This is a genomic window from Streptococcus sp. HMSC076C08, assembly GCF_001810825.1.
Classification (GTDB): domain Bacteria; phylum Bacillota; class Bacilli; order Lactobacillales; family Streptococcaceae; genus Streptococcus.
The window spans coordinates 1-13,667 of sequence record NZ_KV802724.1; the positions used below are offsets into that span (position 1 = coordinate 1).

At 39.0% G+C, this 13,667-nt stretch carries 11 protein-coding genes; 7 read left to right on the forward strand and 4 right to left on the reverse strand.

The genetic code is table 11. The features are described from left to right. Nucleotides 1-265 precede the first annotated feature (265 nt). From HMPREF2766_RS03925 to lacG, 4 genes are all read left to right on the forward strand, one after another. Nucleotides 266-1,102, forward strand: a complete 837-nt coding sequence (locus HMPREF2766_RS03925; RefSeq protein WP_070567860.1) for a PRD domain-containing protein — start codon at nucleotides 266-268, stop codon at nucleotides 1,100-1,102. A 35-nt stretch (nucleotides 1,103-1,137) separates the two neighbouring features. After that, nucleotides 1,138-1,455, forward strand: coding sequence for a PTS lactose/cellobiose transporter subunit IIA (locus tag HMPREF2766_RS03930; RefSeq protein WP_001078327.1), 318 nt, complete (start codon nucleotides 1,138-1,140; stop codon nucleotides 1,453-1,455). Further along, complete coding sequence (locus HMPREF2766_RS03935) at nucleotides 1,455-3,149, forward strand: lactose-specific PTS transporter subunit EIIC (RefSeq protein WP_070567861.1); 1,695 nt, start codon at nucleotides 1,455-1,457, stop codon at nucleotides 3,147-3,149. The genes HMPREF2766_RS03930 and HMPREF2766_RS03935 overlap by 1 nt, the downstream gene beginning before the upstream one ends. An 84-nt stretch (nucleotides 3,150-3,233) precedes the next feature. Continuing rightward, nucleotides 3,234-4,640, forward strand: a complete 1,407-nt coding sequence (gene lacG, locus HMPREF2766_RS03940) for a 6-phospho-beta-galactosidase (RefSeq protein ID WP_070567863.1) — start codon at nucleotides 3,234-3,236, stop codon at nucleotides 4,638-4,640. Nucleotides 4,641-4,679: 39 nt separating this feature from the next. Here lacG and HMPREF2766_RS03945 read toward each other — a convergent pair whose 3' ends face one another. The 4 genes from HMPREF2766_RS03945 to nrdH form a co-directional block, all read right to left on the reverse strand. Then, nucleotides 4,680-5,447, reverse strand: a complete 768-nt coding sequence (locus tag HMPREF2766_RS03945) for a DeoR/GlpR family DNA-binding transcription regulator (RefSeq protein WP_042902319.1) — start codon at nucleotides 5,445-5,447, stop codon at nucleotides 4,680-4,682. A 139-nt stretch (nucleotides 5,448-5,586) separates the two neighbouring features. Beyond that, nucleotides 5,587-6,549, reverse strand: coding sequence for a class 1b ribonucleoside-diphosphate reductase subunit beta (nrdF, locus tag HMPREF2766_RS03950; RefSeq protein WP_000451378.1), 963 nt, complete (start codon nucleotides 6,547-6,549; stop codon nucleotides 5,587-5,589). A gap of 193 nt (nucleotides 6,550-6,742) precedes the next feature. After that, on the reverse strand, nucleotides 6,743-8,902 hold the full coding sequence (nrdE, locus tag HMPREF2766_RS03955) for a class 1b ribonucleoside-diphosphate reductase subunit alpha (RefSeq protein ID WP_049484412.1): 2,160 nt from the start codon (nucleotides 8,900-8,902) through the stop codon (nucleotides 6,743-6,745). Nucleotides 8,903-8,982: 80 nt separating this feature from the next. Then, entirely contained in the window at nucleotides 8,983-9,201 is a 219-nt protein-coding gene (gene nrdH, locus HMPREF2766_RS03960) for a glutaredoxin-like protein NrdH (protein ID WP_000259240.1), read from the reverse strand. 654 nt (nucleotides 9,202-9,855) lie between these two features. Here nrdH and HMPREF2766_RS03965 point away from each other — a divergent pair. The 3 genes from HMPREF2766_RS03965 (at nucleotide 9,856) to ptsP (ending at nucleotide 13,540) form a co-directional block, all read left to right on the forward strand. After that, a complete protein-coding gene (locus HMPREF2766_RS03965) occupies nucleotides 9,856-11,076 on the forward strand; it encodes an alpha/beta hydrolase family protein (protein ID WP_070567865.1) in 1,221 nt (406 codons plus the stop codon). A 461-nt stretch (nucleotides 11,077-11,537) separates the two neighbouring features. Continuing rightward, nucleotides 11,538-11,801 (forward strand): phosphocarrier protein HPr, encoded by a 264-nt coding sequence (locus tag HMPREF2766_RS03970; RefSeq protein ID WP_000146948.1) that lies wholly within the window; start codon nucleotides 11,538-11,540, stop codon nucleotides 11,799-11,801. A gap of 5 nt (nucleotides 11,802-11,806) precedes the next feature. Continuing rightward, complete coding sequence (gene ptsP, locus HMPREF2766_RS03975; protein WP_041170815.1) at nucleotides 11,807-13,540, forward strand: phosphoenolpyruvate--protein phosphotransferase; 1,734 nt, start codon at nucleotides 11,807-11,809, stop codon at nucleotides 13,538-13,540. The last annotated feature ends 127 nt before the right edge of the window (nucleotides 13,541-13,667 follow it).

The following is a 13,667-nucleotide window of genomic DNA, read 5'->3' on the forward strand; positions in this document are numbered from 1 at the left end:
CAGCGACTTCATGGACTGAACGTGTATAAGTTTTCCCCCTAATCTTAGGAACATTGATCTAAATAAAAATTTTAAAAAAAGTTGAATGTAAAGGTTTACAAAAAAACTTACTTGTGCTATACTTAAATCACAAGTTAATACAAGGTGAGTGTTACTAAGTAATATTAGGCATGATCACAGGTGGATTAGAAATCAAAGGATTTTCTAGTTCATTTGTGGTCATTTTTTGTACTCATATACCTTTAAGATATAAAAGGAGGTTGACATGTATCGAATTCTAAACCCAATGAATCACAATGTCTCGCTTGTCAGAAATGACAAAGGAGAAGAGGTGATTGTGATTGGTAAGGGGATTGCATTTGGGAAAAAGAAGGGGGATTTGATTGCTGAAGAACAAGTTGAGAAAATCTTTCGGATGAAGACAGAAGAGTCCAGGGAAAACTTTATGTCTCTGCTCAAAGATGTTCCGCTTGATTTTATCACAGTGACCTATGAGCTTATTGATAAGCTATCAAAGAAATATCATTATCCGATTCAAGAGTATCTCTATGTGACCTTGACAGATCATATTTACTGTTCTTATCAAGCTCTAACACAAGGAAGGTACAAGGATAGTAATCTGCCAGATATTTCCACTAAGTATCCTGTCGCTTTTCAAATCGCAAAGGAAGCCTTTGAAATCTATCGTCAGAAGTTGACAGATCATTTCCCTGAGGATGAAATTATTCGGATCGCTTATCATTTCATCAATGCCGAAGGGGAGAATGAAGTTCAAGTGGTTGAGTCGATTGATAAGAGGAAAGAAATTCTCAGGAATGTCGAAGAAGTGCTAAAGGGTTATGCAATTCAACGAACCAAAGAGAATAATCATTTCTATGATCGTTTTATGATTCATTTGAATTATTTCTTGGATTATTTAGACAGATCTAGAGATGATAACCAATCACTTCTGGATATGGAAGATCATATTAAACAATCCTATCCAAAAGCGTTCGAGATTGGTTCCAAGATCTATGATGTGATTACGCAATATACGGGTCTTGATTTGTATAAAAGTGAACGAGTTTATCTAGTTCTACATATCCAACGTTTATTGTCATAAAAATTTAATTAAAAATACATAAGGAGAATTCTATCATGAATAGAGAAGAAGTAACATTGTTAGGTTTTGAAATTGTTGCCTATGCTGGCGATGCTCGATCAAAACTATTGGAAGCCTTGAAGGCTGCTGAAGCTGGTGATTTCGCGAAAGCGGATACTCTCGTGGAGGAAGCAGGTGGTTGCATCGCTGAGGCACACCACGCGCAAACAAGTCTATTGACTAAGGAAGCAGCTGGTGAGGACTTAGCTTATAGTGTAACCATGATGCATGGCCAAGACCACTTGATGACAACTATCTTGCTCAAAGATTTGATGCACCATTTAATCGAACTCTATAAGAGAGGAGTTAAGTAATGAACAAACTAATTTCATTTATCGAGAAAGGGAAGCCTTTCTTTGAAAAACTGTCTCGTAATATCTATCTTCGTGCTATTCGTGATGGTTTCATTGCTGGTATGCCCGTTATTCTCTTCTCAAGTATCTTTATCTTGATTGCTTTTGTACCAAACTCATGGGGCTTTAAATGGTCTGATGATGTTGTTAATCTCCTTATGAAACCTTATAGCTATTCAATGGGGATTCTAGCTCTCTTGGTAGCTGGTACAACAGCTAAGTCATTGACCGACTCAGTAAACCGTAGCATGGAGAAAACCAATCAAATCAACTATATGTCAACATTGTTGGCAGCAATTGTTGGTTTGTTGATGTTGGCAGCTGATCCTATCGAAAATGGCCTAGCTACTGGATTCTTGGGGACAAAAGGGTTGCTTTCAGCCTTCCTTGCTGCCTTTGTTACTGTAGCCATCTATAAGGTTTGTGTTAAGAACAACGTCACTATTCGTATGCCTGACGAAGTTCCACCAAATATCTCACAAGTATTTAAAGATGTGATTCCATTCACTCTATCAGTGGTTTCTCTTTATGCTCTTGATTTACTAGCTCGTCATTTTGTTGGTGCAAGCGTAGCTGAATCAATTGGAAAATTCTTTGCACCATTATTCTCTGCTGCTGATGGTTATCTAGGTATTACCATTATCTTTGGGGCCTTTGCCTTCTTCTGGTTTGTTGGTATCCACGGTCCTTCAATCGTCGAACCTGCAATCGCAGCTATTACCTATGCAAATGCTGAGGTCAACTTGAACCTTCTCCAACAAGGGATGCATGCAGATAAGATTCTTACTTCTGGTACACAAATGTTTATCGTTACCATGGGTGGTACTGGTGCGACACTGGTTGTTCCATTCATGTTCATGTGGTTAACAAAATCAAAACGTAACCGTGCAATCGGACGTGCTTCAGTAGTTCCAACTTTCTTTGGTGTAAACGAACCAATCCTGTTTGGTGCACCACTTGTCTTGAACCCAATTTTCTTTATTCCATTTATCTTTGCGCCAATTGCCAACGTATGGATCTTTAAATTCTTCATTGAAACGCTTGGCATGAACTCATTTACAGCCAACCTTCCTTGGACAACACCAGGTCCGCTCGGTATTGTTCTCGGTACAAACTTCCAATTCTTGTCATTTGTACTTGCTGCTTTGTTAATTCTTGTAGACGTAGCCATTTACTATCCATTCCTCAAGGTTTATGATGAACAAATTCTAGAAGAAGAACGTTCTGGTAAAGCCAATGATGAATTAAAAGAAAAAGTAGCTGCAAACTTCAATACTGCCAAAGCAGATGCGATTCTTGAAAAAGCAGGTGTAGAAGCAGCGCAAAACACAATCACTGAAGAAACTAATGTTCTCGTTCTTTGTGCAGGCGGAGGAACAAGTGGCCTCCTTGCAAATGCTCTAAACAAGGCAGCTGCAGAGTACAAGGTTCCTGTTAAAGCAGCAGCTGGTGGCTATGGTGCTCACCGTGAAATGTTGCCTGAGTTTGATCTGGTTATCCTTGCTCCTCAAGTTGCTTCAAACTTTGAAGACATGAAGGCCGAAACCGACAAACTTGGTATCAAACTTGCTAAGACAGAAGGTGGCCAATACATTAAATTGACTCGCGATGGAAAAGGCGCTCTTGCCTTTGTTCAAGCGCAGTTCGAAGAATAAAATGTAAATAGCGAAGAAGTGAGATGGAGGAATTCCTCCCAACTCTATCTCCATCTCATTTCTATTTCTTGAAAGGTGAATCAAATGACAAAAACACTTCCAAAAGACTTTATTTTTGGCGGGGCAACAGCAGCCTATCAAGCAGAAGGTGCTACCAATACTGATGGTAAAGGACCAGTTGCCTGGGACAAATACCTCAAAGATAACTACTGGTACACTGCTGAGCCAGCCAGTGATTTCTACCACAAATACCCAGTTGACCTCAAACTAGCAGAAGAGTATGGTGTCAATGGTATCCGTATTTCAATCGCTAGGTCACGTATCTTTCCAACTGGTTACGGGAAAGTCAATGCCAAGGGAGTTGAGTTCTATCATAATCTATTTGCAGAGTGCCACAAGAGGCATGTTGAGCCCTTCGTGACTCTCCATCACTTTGACACGCCAGAAGCTCTACATTCAAATGGAGACTTCTTAAACCGTGAAAACATTGAACACTTTGTAGACTACGCGGCTTTCTGTTTTGAAGAATTCCCAGAAGTAAACTATTGGACAACCTTTAATGAAATTGGGCCGATAGGAGATGGTCAGTATTTGGTTGGGAAATTCCCTCCAGGTATCCAGTACGATCTTGCCAAAGTTTTCCAATCGCACCACAATATGATGGTGTCTCATGCACGCGCGGTAAAATTGTACAAAGAGAAAGGCTATAAAGGGGAAATTGGTGTCGTGCACGCTCTCCCAACCAAGTACCCACTTGATCCTGAAAATCCTGCAGATGTTATTGCGGCAGAGTTGGAGGACATTATCCATAATAAATTTATCTTGGATGCAACTTATCTGGGTCACTACTCTGAAAAGACCCTGGCAGGGGTAGAGGCTATCTTGGCTGCCAATGGTGGTAGCTTAGATCTTCGTGAAGAAGATTTCGAAGTATTAGAAGCTGCAAAAGACTTGAATGATTTCCTTGGAATCAATTACTATATGAGTGACTGGATGGAAGCCTTTGATGGAGAAACTGAAATCATCCACAATGGGAAGGGTGAGAAAGGAAGCTCTAAATACCAAATCAAAGGCGTTGGTCGTCGTGTAGCTCCTGATTATGTACCACGTACGGATTGGGATTGGATTATCTACCCTCAAGGTTTGTATGACCAAATCATGCGTGTGAAGAAAGATTATCCTAACTACAAGAAGATTTACATTACTGAAAATGGTCTCGGCTATAAAGATGAGTTTGTTGATAACACTGTTTACGATGATGGTCGTATTGATTACGTGAAGCAACACTTGGAAGTTTTGTCTGATGCGATTGCAGATGGAGCTAATGTAAAAGGATACTTCATCTGGTCATTGATGGATGTCTTCTCATGGTCAAACGGTTATGAAAAACGTTACGGTCTCTTCTATGTTGATTTTGAAACCCAGGAGCGTTATCCTAAGAAATCAGCTCACTGGTACAAGAAACTAGCTGAGACACAACTTATTGAATAAAATTCAACAAAAATTCCCCGCCAAAAGGCAGGGGAATTTTTATGGTTTTGATAAAAGAATGGTTGTTTGTTTCGACAAATCTTCAAATGTTTCCTGACTCAGTTTGGAATCTGAAACGATGGTATCAATCTCTGAGATATTGTAGAAAGTGTAAAAATCAAACTTATTAAACTTGCTGTGGTCTGCCAGTAAGTATTTTTTATTGGCATTGTTCAAGGCGATTCGTTGAACCTCGCCCTCTTCTTCACTGAAAGTAGCAATAGCTTTATCCTTGATACCATTACAACTTACAAAAGCTTTAGAAAACTGAAGATTGGCTAAATCCTGCAGGGTAAGTGTTCCCACAAAAGCTCCAGTGATAGAGCGATAATTTCCACCAATCAAAATCAAATCTGTTAGTTTTCGTTCGTTTAGGATGAGAAAAACAGGAAGGCTGTTTGTTACAACACGAATATTATCTATAGGGAGCTCACGAGCAAAACATTCTAAGGTTGTTCCTGGTCCGATAAAAATGGTTTCACCTTCGTCAATCAAATGACCGGCAAAACGGCTAATTTCTTGTTTTTCAGCAATCTGCAAGCCTTGTTTTTCGACGTTTGAGCGTTCGTTGTTTAATAGAGAACCTGTACGAAGTTTTTCAGCACCACCATGCACACGAACCAGCAAATCTTTATCTGCCAATTCTTGTAAGTAGCGGCGAGCTGTCATATCTGATACATCAAGACTCTCCATAATCTCTTTTACAGTAATAGTGCCTTTTGTGTTTACTGCTTCTAGAATACTATCTAGTTTTTCTTGCTTTAGCATCCTTATCACCTCGATTTCTACTATTATTATCTTACCATAAAACGCTCAATCAATCAAATAGAAAAAAACAAAATAAAACAAAAACAAAAATATCATGGTTGTTTTAAACAAACCATGATATTCTGAATGATCGGCCAAATTAGTCTAAACCGTAGTTGTAATCCTCGTCTTGCATGGCTTCAACTTCACCAAGGAGGTAACCATTTCCGACTTGAGAGAAGAAGTCGTGATTAGAAGTTCCTGTTGAGATTCCGTTCATAACGATTGGGTTGACATCATCAGCTGAATCTGGGAAGAGTGGATCTTGTCCTAGGTTCATAAGGGCCTTATTGGCATTGTAACGAAGGAAGGTTTTAACTTCCTCAGTCCAGCCAACACCGTCATAGAGGCTTTCTGTATAGCCCTCTTCGTTTTCGTAGAGAGTGTAGAGCAGGTCGTACATCCATTCTTTGAGTTTTTCTTGCTCTTCTTCAGGTAATTCATTGAAACCAAGTTGGAATTTGTAACCAATATAAGTTCCATGAACAGACTCATCACGGATGATCAGTTTGATGATTTCCGCAACGTTGGCCAGTTTGTTGTTACCAAGATAGTAAAGCGGTGTAAAGAAACCAGAGTAGAAGAGGAAAGTTTCAAGGAAAACACTGGCAACTTTCTTTTCAAGTGGGCTACCATTGAGGTAGATTTCATTGATAATTTCTGCTTTTCTTTGTAGGTAGGGGTTAGTGTTGGTCCATTCAAAGATTTCTTCGATTTCGGCCTTGGTGTTCAAGGTCGAAAAGATAGAAGAGTAAGATTTTGCGTGGACAGATTCCATAAATTGGATGTTGTTAAAAACAGCTTCTTCATGCGGTGTACGGATGTCTGAGCGAAGCGCCTGAACCCCTGTTTCAGATTGCATGGTATCCAAAAGGGTCAAACCACCAAAGACTTTTCCAACCAAGTCTTTTTCTTTGTTTGATAGTTTTCTCCAGTCGTCTAGGTCATTTGACAAGGGGATACGCGTATCGAGCCAGAATTGCTCCGTCAGCTTTTCCCAAGTTGATTTGTCGATGACATCTTCGATGGCATTCCAGTTAATGGCTTTGTAGTAAGTTTCCATTTGAAATCTCTTTCTGTATGTAATAATGCGATTGTCAAATCATCTCTATTTTATCATAGTCTGAGAAGAGTATCGCACAAAAAGTCGGAAGACCGACTTTTTAGTTTTTCATAGTATTAAGATACTTATCAAGTTTTGTCTGGCGGGTAATTTAATCAGTAGTCTGAGAAAATGTGGTTGCTTCAGATAAAAATTAAATCACACAACTTTCACATTGGTTAGCACCGACTTCTCCACCATCATCTGTAAAGGTACGGACGTAGTAGATAGACTTGATACCCTTGTTAAAGGCATAGTTACGAAGGATAGACAAGTCACGTGTCGTTTGTTTGTTTTCTTTTTTCCATTCGTAAAGACCTTTTGGAATGTCGCTACGCATGAAGAGGGTGAGTGAAAGCCCTTGGTCCACGTGTTCTGTTGCAGCAGCGTAAACATCAATCACCTTACGCATATCCATGTCGTAAGCAGAAGTGTAGTAAGGGATAGTATCTGTTGACAAACCTGCAGCTGGGTAGTAGATCTTACCGATTTTCTTTTCTTGACGTTCTTCAATGCGTTGCGTAATCGGGTGGATAGAAGCAGAAACATCGTTGATGTAGCTGATAGAACCATTTGGAGCAACAGCTAGACGGTTTTGGTGATAAAGACCATCTGCTTGAACCTTTTCGCGAAGTTCAGCCCAGTCAGCAGCACTTGGGATAAAGACATCTTTAAAGAGTTCTTTAACACGGTCTGATTTTGGAACAAACTCGCCTGTCACATACTTGTCAAAGTAGCTTCCATTAGCATAGTCTGATTTTTCAAAGTTGTGGAAGGTGATACCACGTTCGCGCGCGATGTTATTAGATTCTACCAAGGTCCAGTAGTTCATAAGCATAAAGTAGATGCTTGTAAATTCAATTGACTCAGGTGATCCGTACTCAATCAGTTGTTGGGCAAGGTAACTATGAAGTCCCATGGCACCAAGACCAAAGGTGTGAGCCAAACTGTTTCCGTGGTCGATAGTAGGAACAGCTACGATGTGTGAACTATCTGTAACGAAAGTCAAAGCACGAACCATCGCACGGATAGAACGACCAAAGTCAGGTGAAGTCATCATGTTGACAACGTTGGTTGAACCAAGGTTACATGAAACGTCCGTTCCCATTTGAAGGAATTCTTGAGCATCGTTGATCAAGCTTGGTTCTTGAACTTGAAGAATCTCAGAGCACAAGTTACTCATGATAATCTTACCATCAACGGGATTAGCACGGTTGGCTGTATCAATGTTGACTACATAAGGGTAACCAGACTCTTGTTGCAATTTAGAAATTTCAGTTTCCAAATCACGCGCCTTGATTTTTGTCTTGCGGATATTTGGATTTGCAACCAATTCATCATATTTCTCAGTGATGTCGATGTAGTTGAACGGTACACCATACTCAAGCTCTACAGAGTAAGGGCTAAAGAGATACATTTCTTCATTTTTACGAGCTAATTCGTAGAATTTATCGGGCACCACAACTCCAAGTGAGAGGGTCTTAACACGAACTTTTTCATCGGCATTTTCTTTCTTAGTTGAAAGGAAAGCGATGATATCTGGGTGAAAGACGTTGAGGTAGACAACCCCAGCACCTTGACGTTGCCCGAGTTGGTTTGAGTAAGAGAAGCTGTCTTCAAAAAGCTTCATAACTGGTACGACACCAGAAGCAGCACCTTCATAACCTTTGATAGGAGCTCCAGCTTCACGAAGGTTGCTGAGGGAAATTCCCACACCACCACCGATACGTGAAAGTTGGAGAGCTGAGTTGATGGAACGTCCGATAGAGTTCATGTCATCAGTTACTTGAATCAAGAAACAAGATACCAACTCTCCACGACGAGCACGACCAGCATTCAAGAAGGAAGGAGTAGCTGGTTGATAGCGTTGGTGGATGATTTCATTGGCAATATCAGTCGCAATCGCTTCATCCCCGTCAGCAAAATAAAGCGCGTTAAAGAAGACACGGTCTTCCATACTTTCAAGGTAATATTCACCGTCATTAGTCTTCAAGGCATACTGGTTGTAAAACTTATAGGCAGCCATGAATGATTTGAATTGGAAGTTTTGGTCCTTGATAAATTGATGCAATTCTTCCAAAAACTCTGGACGGTATTTCTTGAGAAATGCAGTTTCGATGTAGTTATGTTCAATAAGGTAGTTGATTTTATCAGTAATTGAATCAAAAACCATGGTATTTGGAACTACATTTTCTTTAAAGAAGGCATCCAAGGCTTCCTTATCTTTATGAAGCATGATTTGTCCATTGACAGGACGGTTGATTTCGTTATTGAGACGGAAGTAAGTTACGTCCTCAAGATGTTTTAATCCCATAAAATTTCCTTTATCTAATTACAAAAGAAAGGCCTCTAAGTTAGCCCTAGAAGCAATCTCTTCTGGATGATGTACTAAGATTATGCTAATTGTTTCAGTTTTCCTGGTTGGAAGCCTGAAAAGACTTCAGTTGGTGTTTGGATAACAGGAGCTGCGCTGAAACCGAGCTCTTTAACTTGATCGATGTACTCTGGTTGCTCGTCGAGATTGATCTCACGATAAGCGACATTGTTGCTGTCCAAGAAACGCTTGGTCATCTTACATTGGACACAGTTGTTTTTAGAATAAACGGTTACCATTTTCGTAACTCCTCTTTCAAAATAGATTACTTTCTTAGTATATCAGAAAAAAAAACTTTGTCAAACTTTTTAAACTAAATCTTGTGCTAAAAAGTTACAGTTTCAAAAACAAAGCACAAGATATAGTGTTTTGTCAGAGTGTAAAATTGGGTTTTCATTGAACTATCAAAGTTTATCAAAACAAAAAAACTATATACTGTATATTGGTAAGATAAATAGAAGATTTTCAGCAAGTTATCAGAAAGGAAAACGAAGAAAATAGCAAAAATCGTAAGAACAGGAATAAGTCTAGCTGAGACAATACTTTAATAAAATAGAAACTGTAATATTTACGAAAAAAAGAAATTTTCTACACAAGATGTCCCAATATTTTGTATTAGAATATCTAAAATATAACCAAAGTGGAAATGACAGATTATGATGTATTCATAAAAATGGATCATTGGTTAATTTTATATAGGATACTTATGAGTTTCGTATCCTTTCATAAGGAGTATATAAATACAATGTTTGAAAAAGTTCATTTTATGTGATACACTATCTGTGATTATAAGATTAAAAAATGGATATCTGAATGCTTTTGTTTGATAGAGAATGTTATCAGATTATAATTAGATTAAATGAATGAAAGAACACAGAATTAGGAGGCGCGTGGTGAAAGAAAATGATGTTATTTTAAAACGGCAATCGACTCAAATATTTTTTAAGAATGGTGATACGGATTTTTTCTTCAATTGGTTGTTAGGAATCGGTGAAATTTTTGGTTTCTCTCATGGAGAGCTTTATTATCTTGCTCAAAGATTGGGGAACTCACCAAAGCCTGATGACTGGAAAAATGTATTTTTATCGCATGTAAACTACCTTGAACAAGAAGCAAGTAATTCAGGATTGAGTGAACAAACAAAGGCGCAGTATTATCTTGCACAGACCTACTCACTTCGCTCGGCAATCCAATTTACCGATCCATTTTCTGAAGAGTATTTACCGACCGTTCGTCAAATGGAGAAGGTGTTTTCTAGTGCAATTCATTCACTAGGTGCACCGATTGAAAAATTAACTATTCCCTATCAGGGTTCTTACTTGCCTGGTTATTATCTTCATAGCGACGATAATTGCCCAACGATAATCATGATTGGTGGAGGTGATACTTATCGCGAAGATTTATTTTACTTTGCAGGATATCCTGGATGGATACGAAATTATAATGTTTTAATGGTTGATCTTCCTGGTCAAGGGAGCAATCCTAGTAGAGGGCTGGTCTTTGATGTGGATGCTTCTATTCCAATTTCATTATGCATAGACTGGTTGGAAAATAGAAATCCTAAACTAAATTATTTAGCTATTTATGGTGTCAGCGGAGGGGGATATTTTACTGCACAAGCTGTCGAAAAGGATCCAAGAATTCATGCTTGGATTGCTAGTACCCCTATTTACGACGTTGTAGAACTTTTCAGAAAAGAATTTGGATCAAGTTTGAAAGCACCTAGTTGGTTAATAAATGCCATTTTAAAATTAGCTGGAAATTGGAATGAATCAGCAAATTTAAATCTTAAAAAGTATGCATGGCAGTTTGGTACTTCTGATTTTAAGAGTGCTATTGATGATGTATTTAACCATGCAAAGATTGTGGATTACCAAAAAATTCAATGCCCATGCCTTTTTATCATGGGAAAGGGTGAGGGTGCTGAACTGCAGCATCAAACTAAGGTGATTTATGAAGAACTTAAATCTAAAAATCAACAAACTAAACTTCAAGTATTTGAGGCGGAAAGTGGTGCGGACGCTCATTGCCAAGTCAATAATCTAAGACTCGCCCATAATGTCGTTTTTGATTGGTTGGATACTTTATTTGAATGGAATCAATCAAAGTTTTAGTTCTACTTATACCACTTAGATATATCTACCTTTTTACTGTTAGGGGCTACAAACTTATTTTACTTTAAGTAGCAAATTGGATAAATTCTCTACTGTTGATGGTAAGAGTAGGTTTTAGAATTTCAGGATTTGATGAAGTCTTTTCAAATAATGGATTTACTGAGTTATATTAATTATAGTTAAATAGTATTATTTCATTATTTACTAGGATTGTCCTCTGATTGGTATTAAGGGAAAATAGCTTTGAAAATTGAATTTTGATGATGACATTCTTTGAACAATTAGTGTTTAGATATGCTATTTAGTTACTAGAGTGCTCATTTAATAGAAAAAGAAGTAATTTCATTTTCAGTAAAAGTCCATAAAATACTTGAAAAATTATCTAGAAGGTGATATAATACAGTCTTGTAAGGGTTATCACATATAACTCAAAAAAGAAATAACTAAAGGAGAGTCAAACTATGGCTTCTAAAGATTTCCACGTAGTGGCAGAAACAGGTATTCACGCGCGTCCAGCAACATTGTTGGTTCAAACAGCTAGCAAATTTGCTTCAGATATCACTCTTGAATACAAAGGTAAATCAGTAAATCTTAAATCTATCATGGGTGTTATGAGTCTTGGTGTCGGCCAAGGTGCTGACGTTACAATTTCAGCTGAAGGTGCAGATGCTGACGACGCAATCGCTGCTATCACTGAAACTATGGAAAAAGAAGGATTGGCATAAGGAAAATGACAGAAATGCTTAAAGGAATCGCAGCATCTGACGGTGTTGCAGTTGCAAAAGCATATCTACTCGTTCAACCGGATTTGTCATTTGAGACTATTACAGTCGAAGATACAAACGCAGAAGAAGCTCGCCTTGATGCCGCTCTACAGGCATCACAAGACGAGCTTTCTGTTATTCGCGAGAAAGCAGTAGGTACGCTCGGTGAAGAAGCAGCTCAAGTTTTTGACGCTCACTTAATGGTTCTTGCTGACCCAGAAATGATCAGCCAAATCAAGGAAACAATCCGTGCGAAGAAAGTGAATGCAGAAGCAGGTCTGAAAGAAGTAACAGACATGTTTATCACTATCTTTGAAGGCATGGAAGACAACCCATACATGCAAGAACGCGCTGCGGATATCCGCGACGTGACAAAACGTGTATTGGCCAACCTCCTTGGTAAAAAATTGCCAAACCCAGCTTCTATCAATGAAGAAGTGATTGTGATTGCGCATGACTTGACTCCTTCAGATACAGCTCAATTGGACAAAAACTTTGTAAAAGCTTTTGTAACCAACATTGGTGGACGTACAAGCCACTCTGCTATCATGGCGCGTACACTTGAAATTGCAGCAGTATTGGGAACAAACAACATCACTGAAATCGTTAAAGACGGTGATATTCTTGCCGTTAACGGTATCACAGGTGAGGTTATTATCAATCCAACTGATGAGCAAGCGGCTGAATTCAAGGCTGCTGGTGAAGCTTATGCGAAACAAAAAGCTGAATGGGCTCTCTTGAAAGATGCACAAACAGTGACTGCTGATGGCAAACACTTTGAATTGGCTGCCAACATCGGTACTCCAAAAGACGTTGAAGGTGTCAATGACAACGGTGCTGAAGCTGTTGGTCTTTACCGTACAGAGTTCTTGTACATGGATTCTCAAGACTTCCCAACTGAAGACGAGCAATACGAAGCTTACAAGGCTGTACTTGAAGGAATGAACGGTAAACCTGTTGTCGTTCGTACAATGGATATCGGTGGAGATAAGGAACTTCCTTACTTTGATATGCCTCACGAAATGAACCCATTCCTTGGATTCCGTGCCCTTCGTATCTCTATCTCTGAGACTGGAGATGCTATGTTCCGCACACAAATCCGTGCCCTTCTTCGTGCGTCTGTTCACGGTCAATTGCGTATCATGTTCCCAATGGTTGCGCTCTTGAAAGAATTCCGTGCAGCGAAAGCAGTCTTTGATGAAGAAAAAGCAAACCTTCTTGCTGAAGGTGTTGCAGTTGCGGATAATATCCAAGTTGGTATCATGATCGAAATCCCAGCAGCAGCAATGCTTGCAGACCAATTTGCTAAAGAAGTTGACTTCTTCTCAATTGGTACAAACGACTTGATCCAATACACAATGGCAGCAGACCGTATGAACGAACAAGTTTCATACCTTTACCAACCATACAACCCATCAATCCTTCGTTTGATTAACAACGTTATCAAAGCAGCTCACGCTGAAGGTAAATGGGCTGGTATGTGTGGTGAGATGGCTGGTGACCAACAGGCTGTTCCACTTCTTGTCGGAATGGGCTTGGATGAGTTCTCTATGTCAGCAACATCTGTCCTTCGTACACGTAGCTTGATGAAGAAACTCGATACAGCTAAGATGGAAGAGTACGCAAACCGTGCCCTTACAGAATGTTCAACAATGGAAGAAGTTCTTGAACTTCAAAAAGAATACGTTAATTTTGATTAATCGAAAAGTCCTTGCAACTCAGTTGCAGGGATTTTTTTTAAAGAATTTTCAAGAAAATCTTTTTTATATAAAGTCCATTCTAGAGAAAGTAGCGGTGAAGAATAAAAAAATACTTAACTGGTTCATA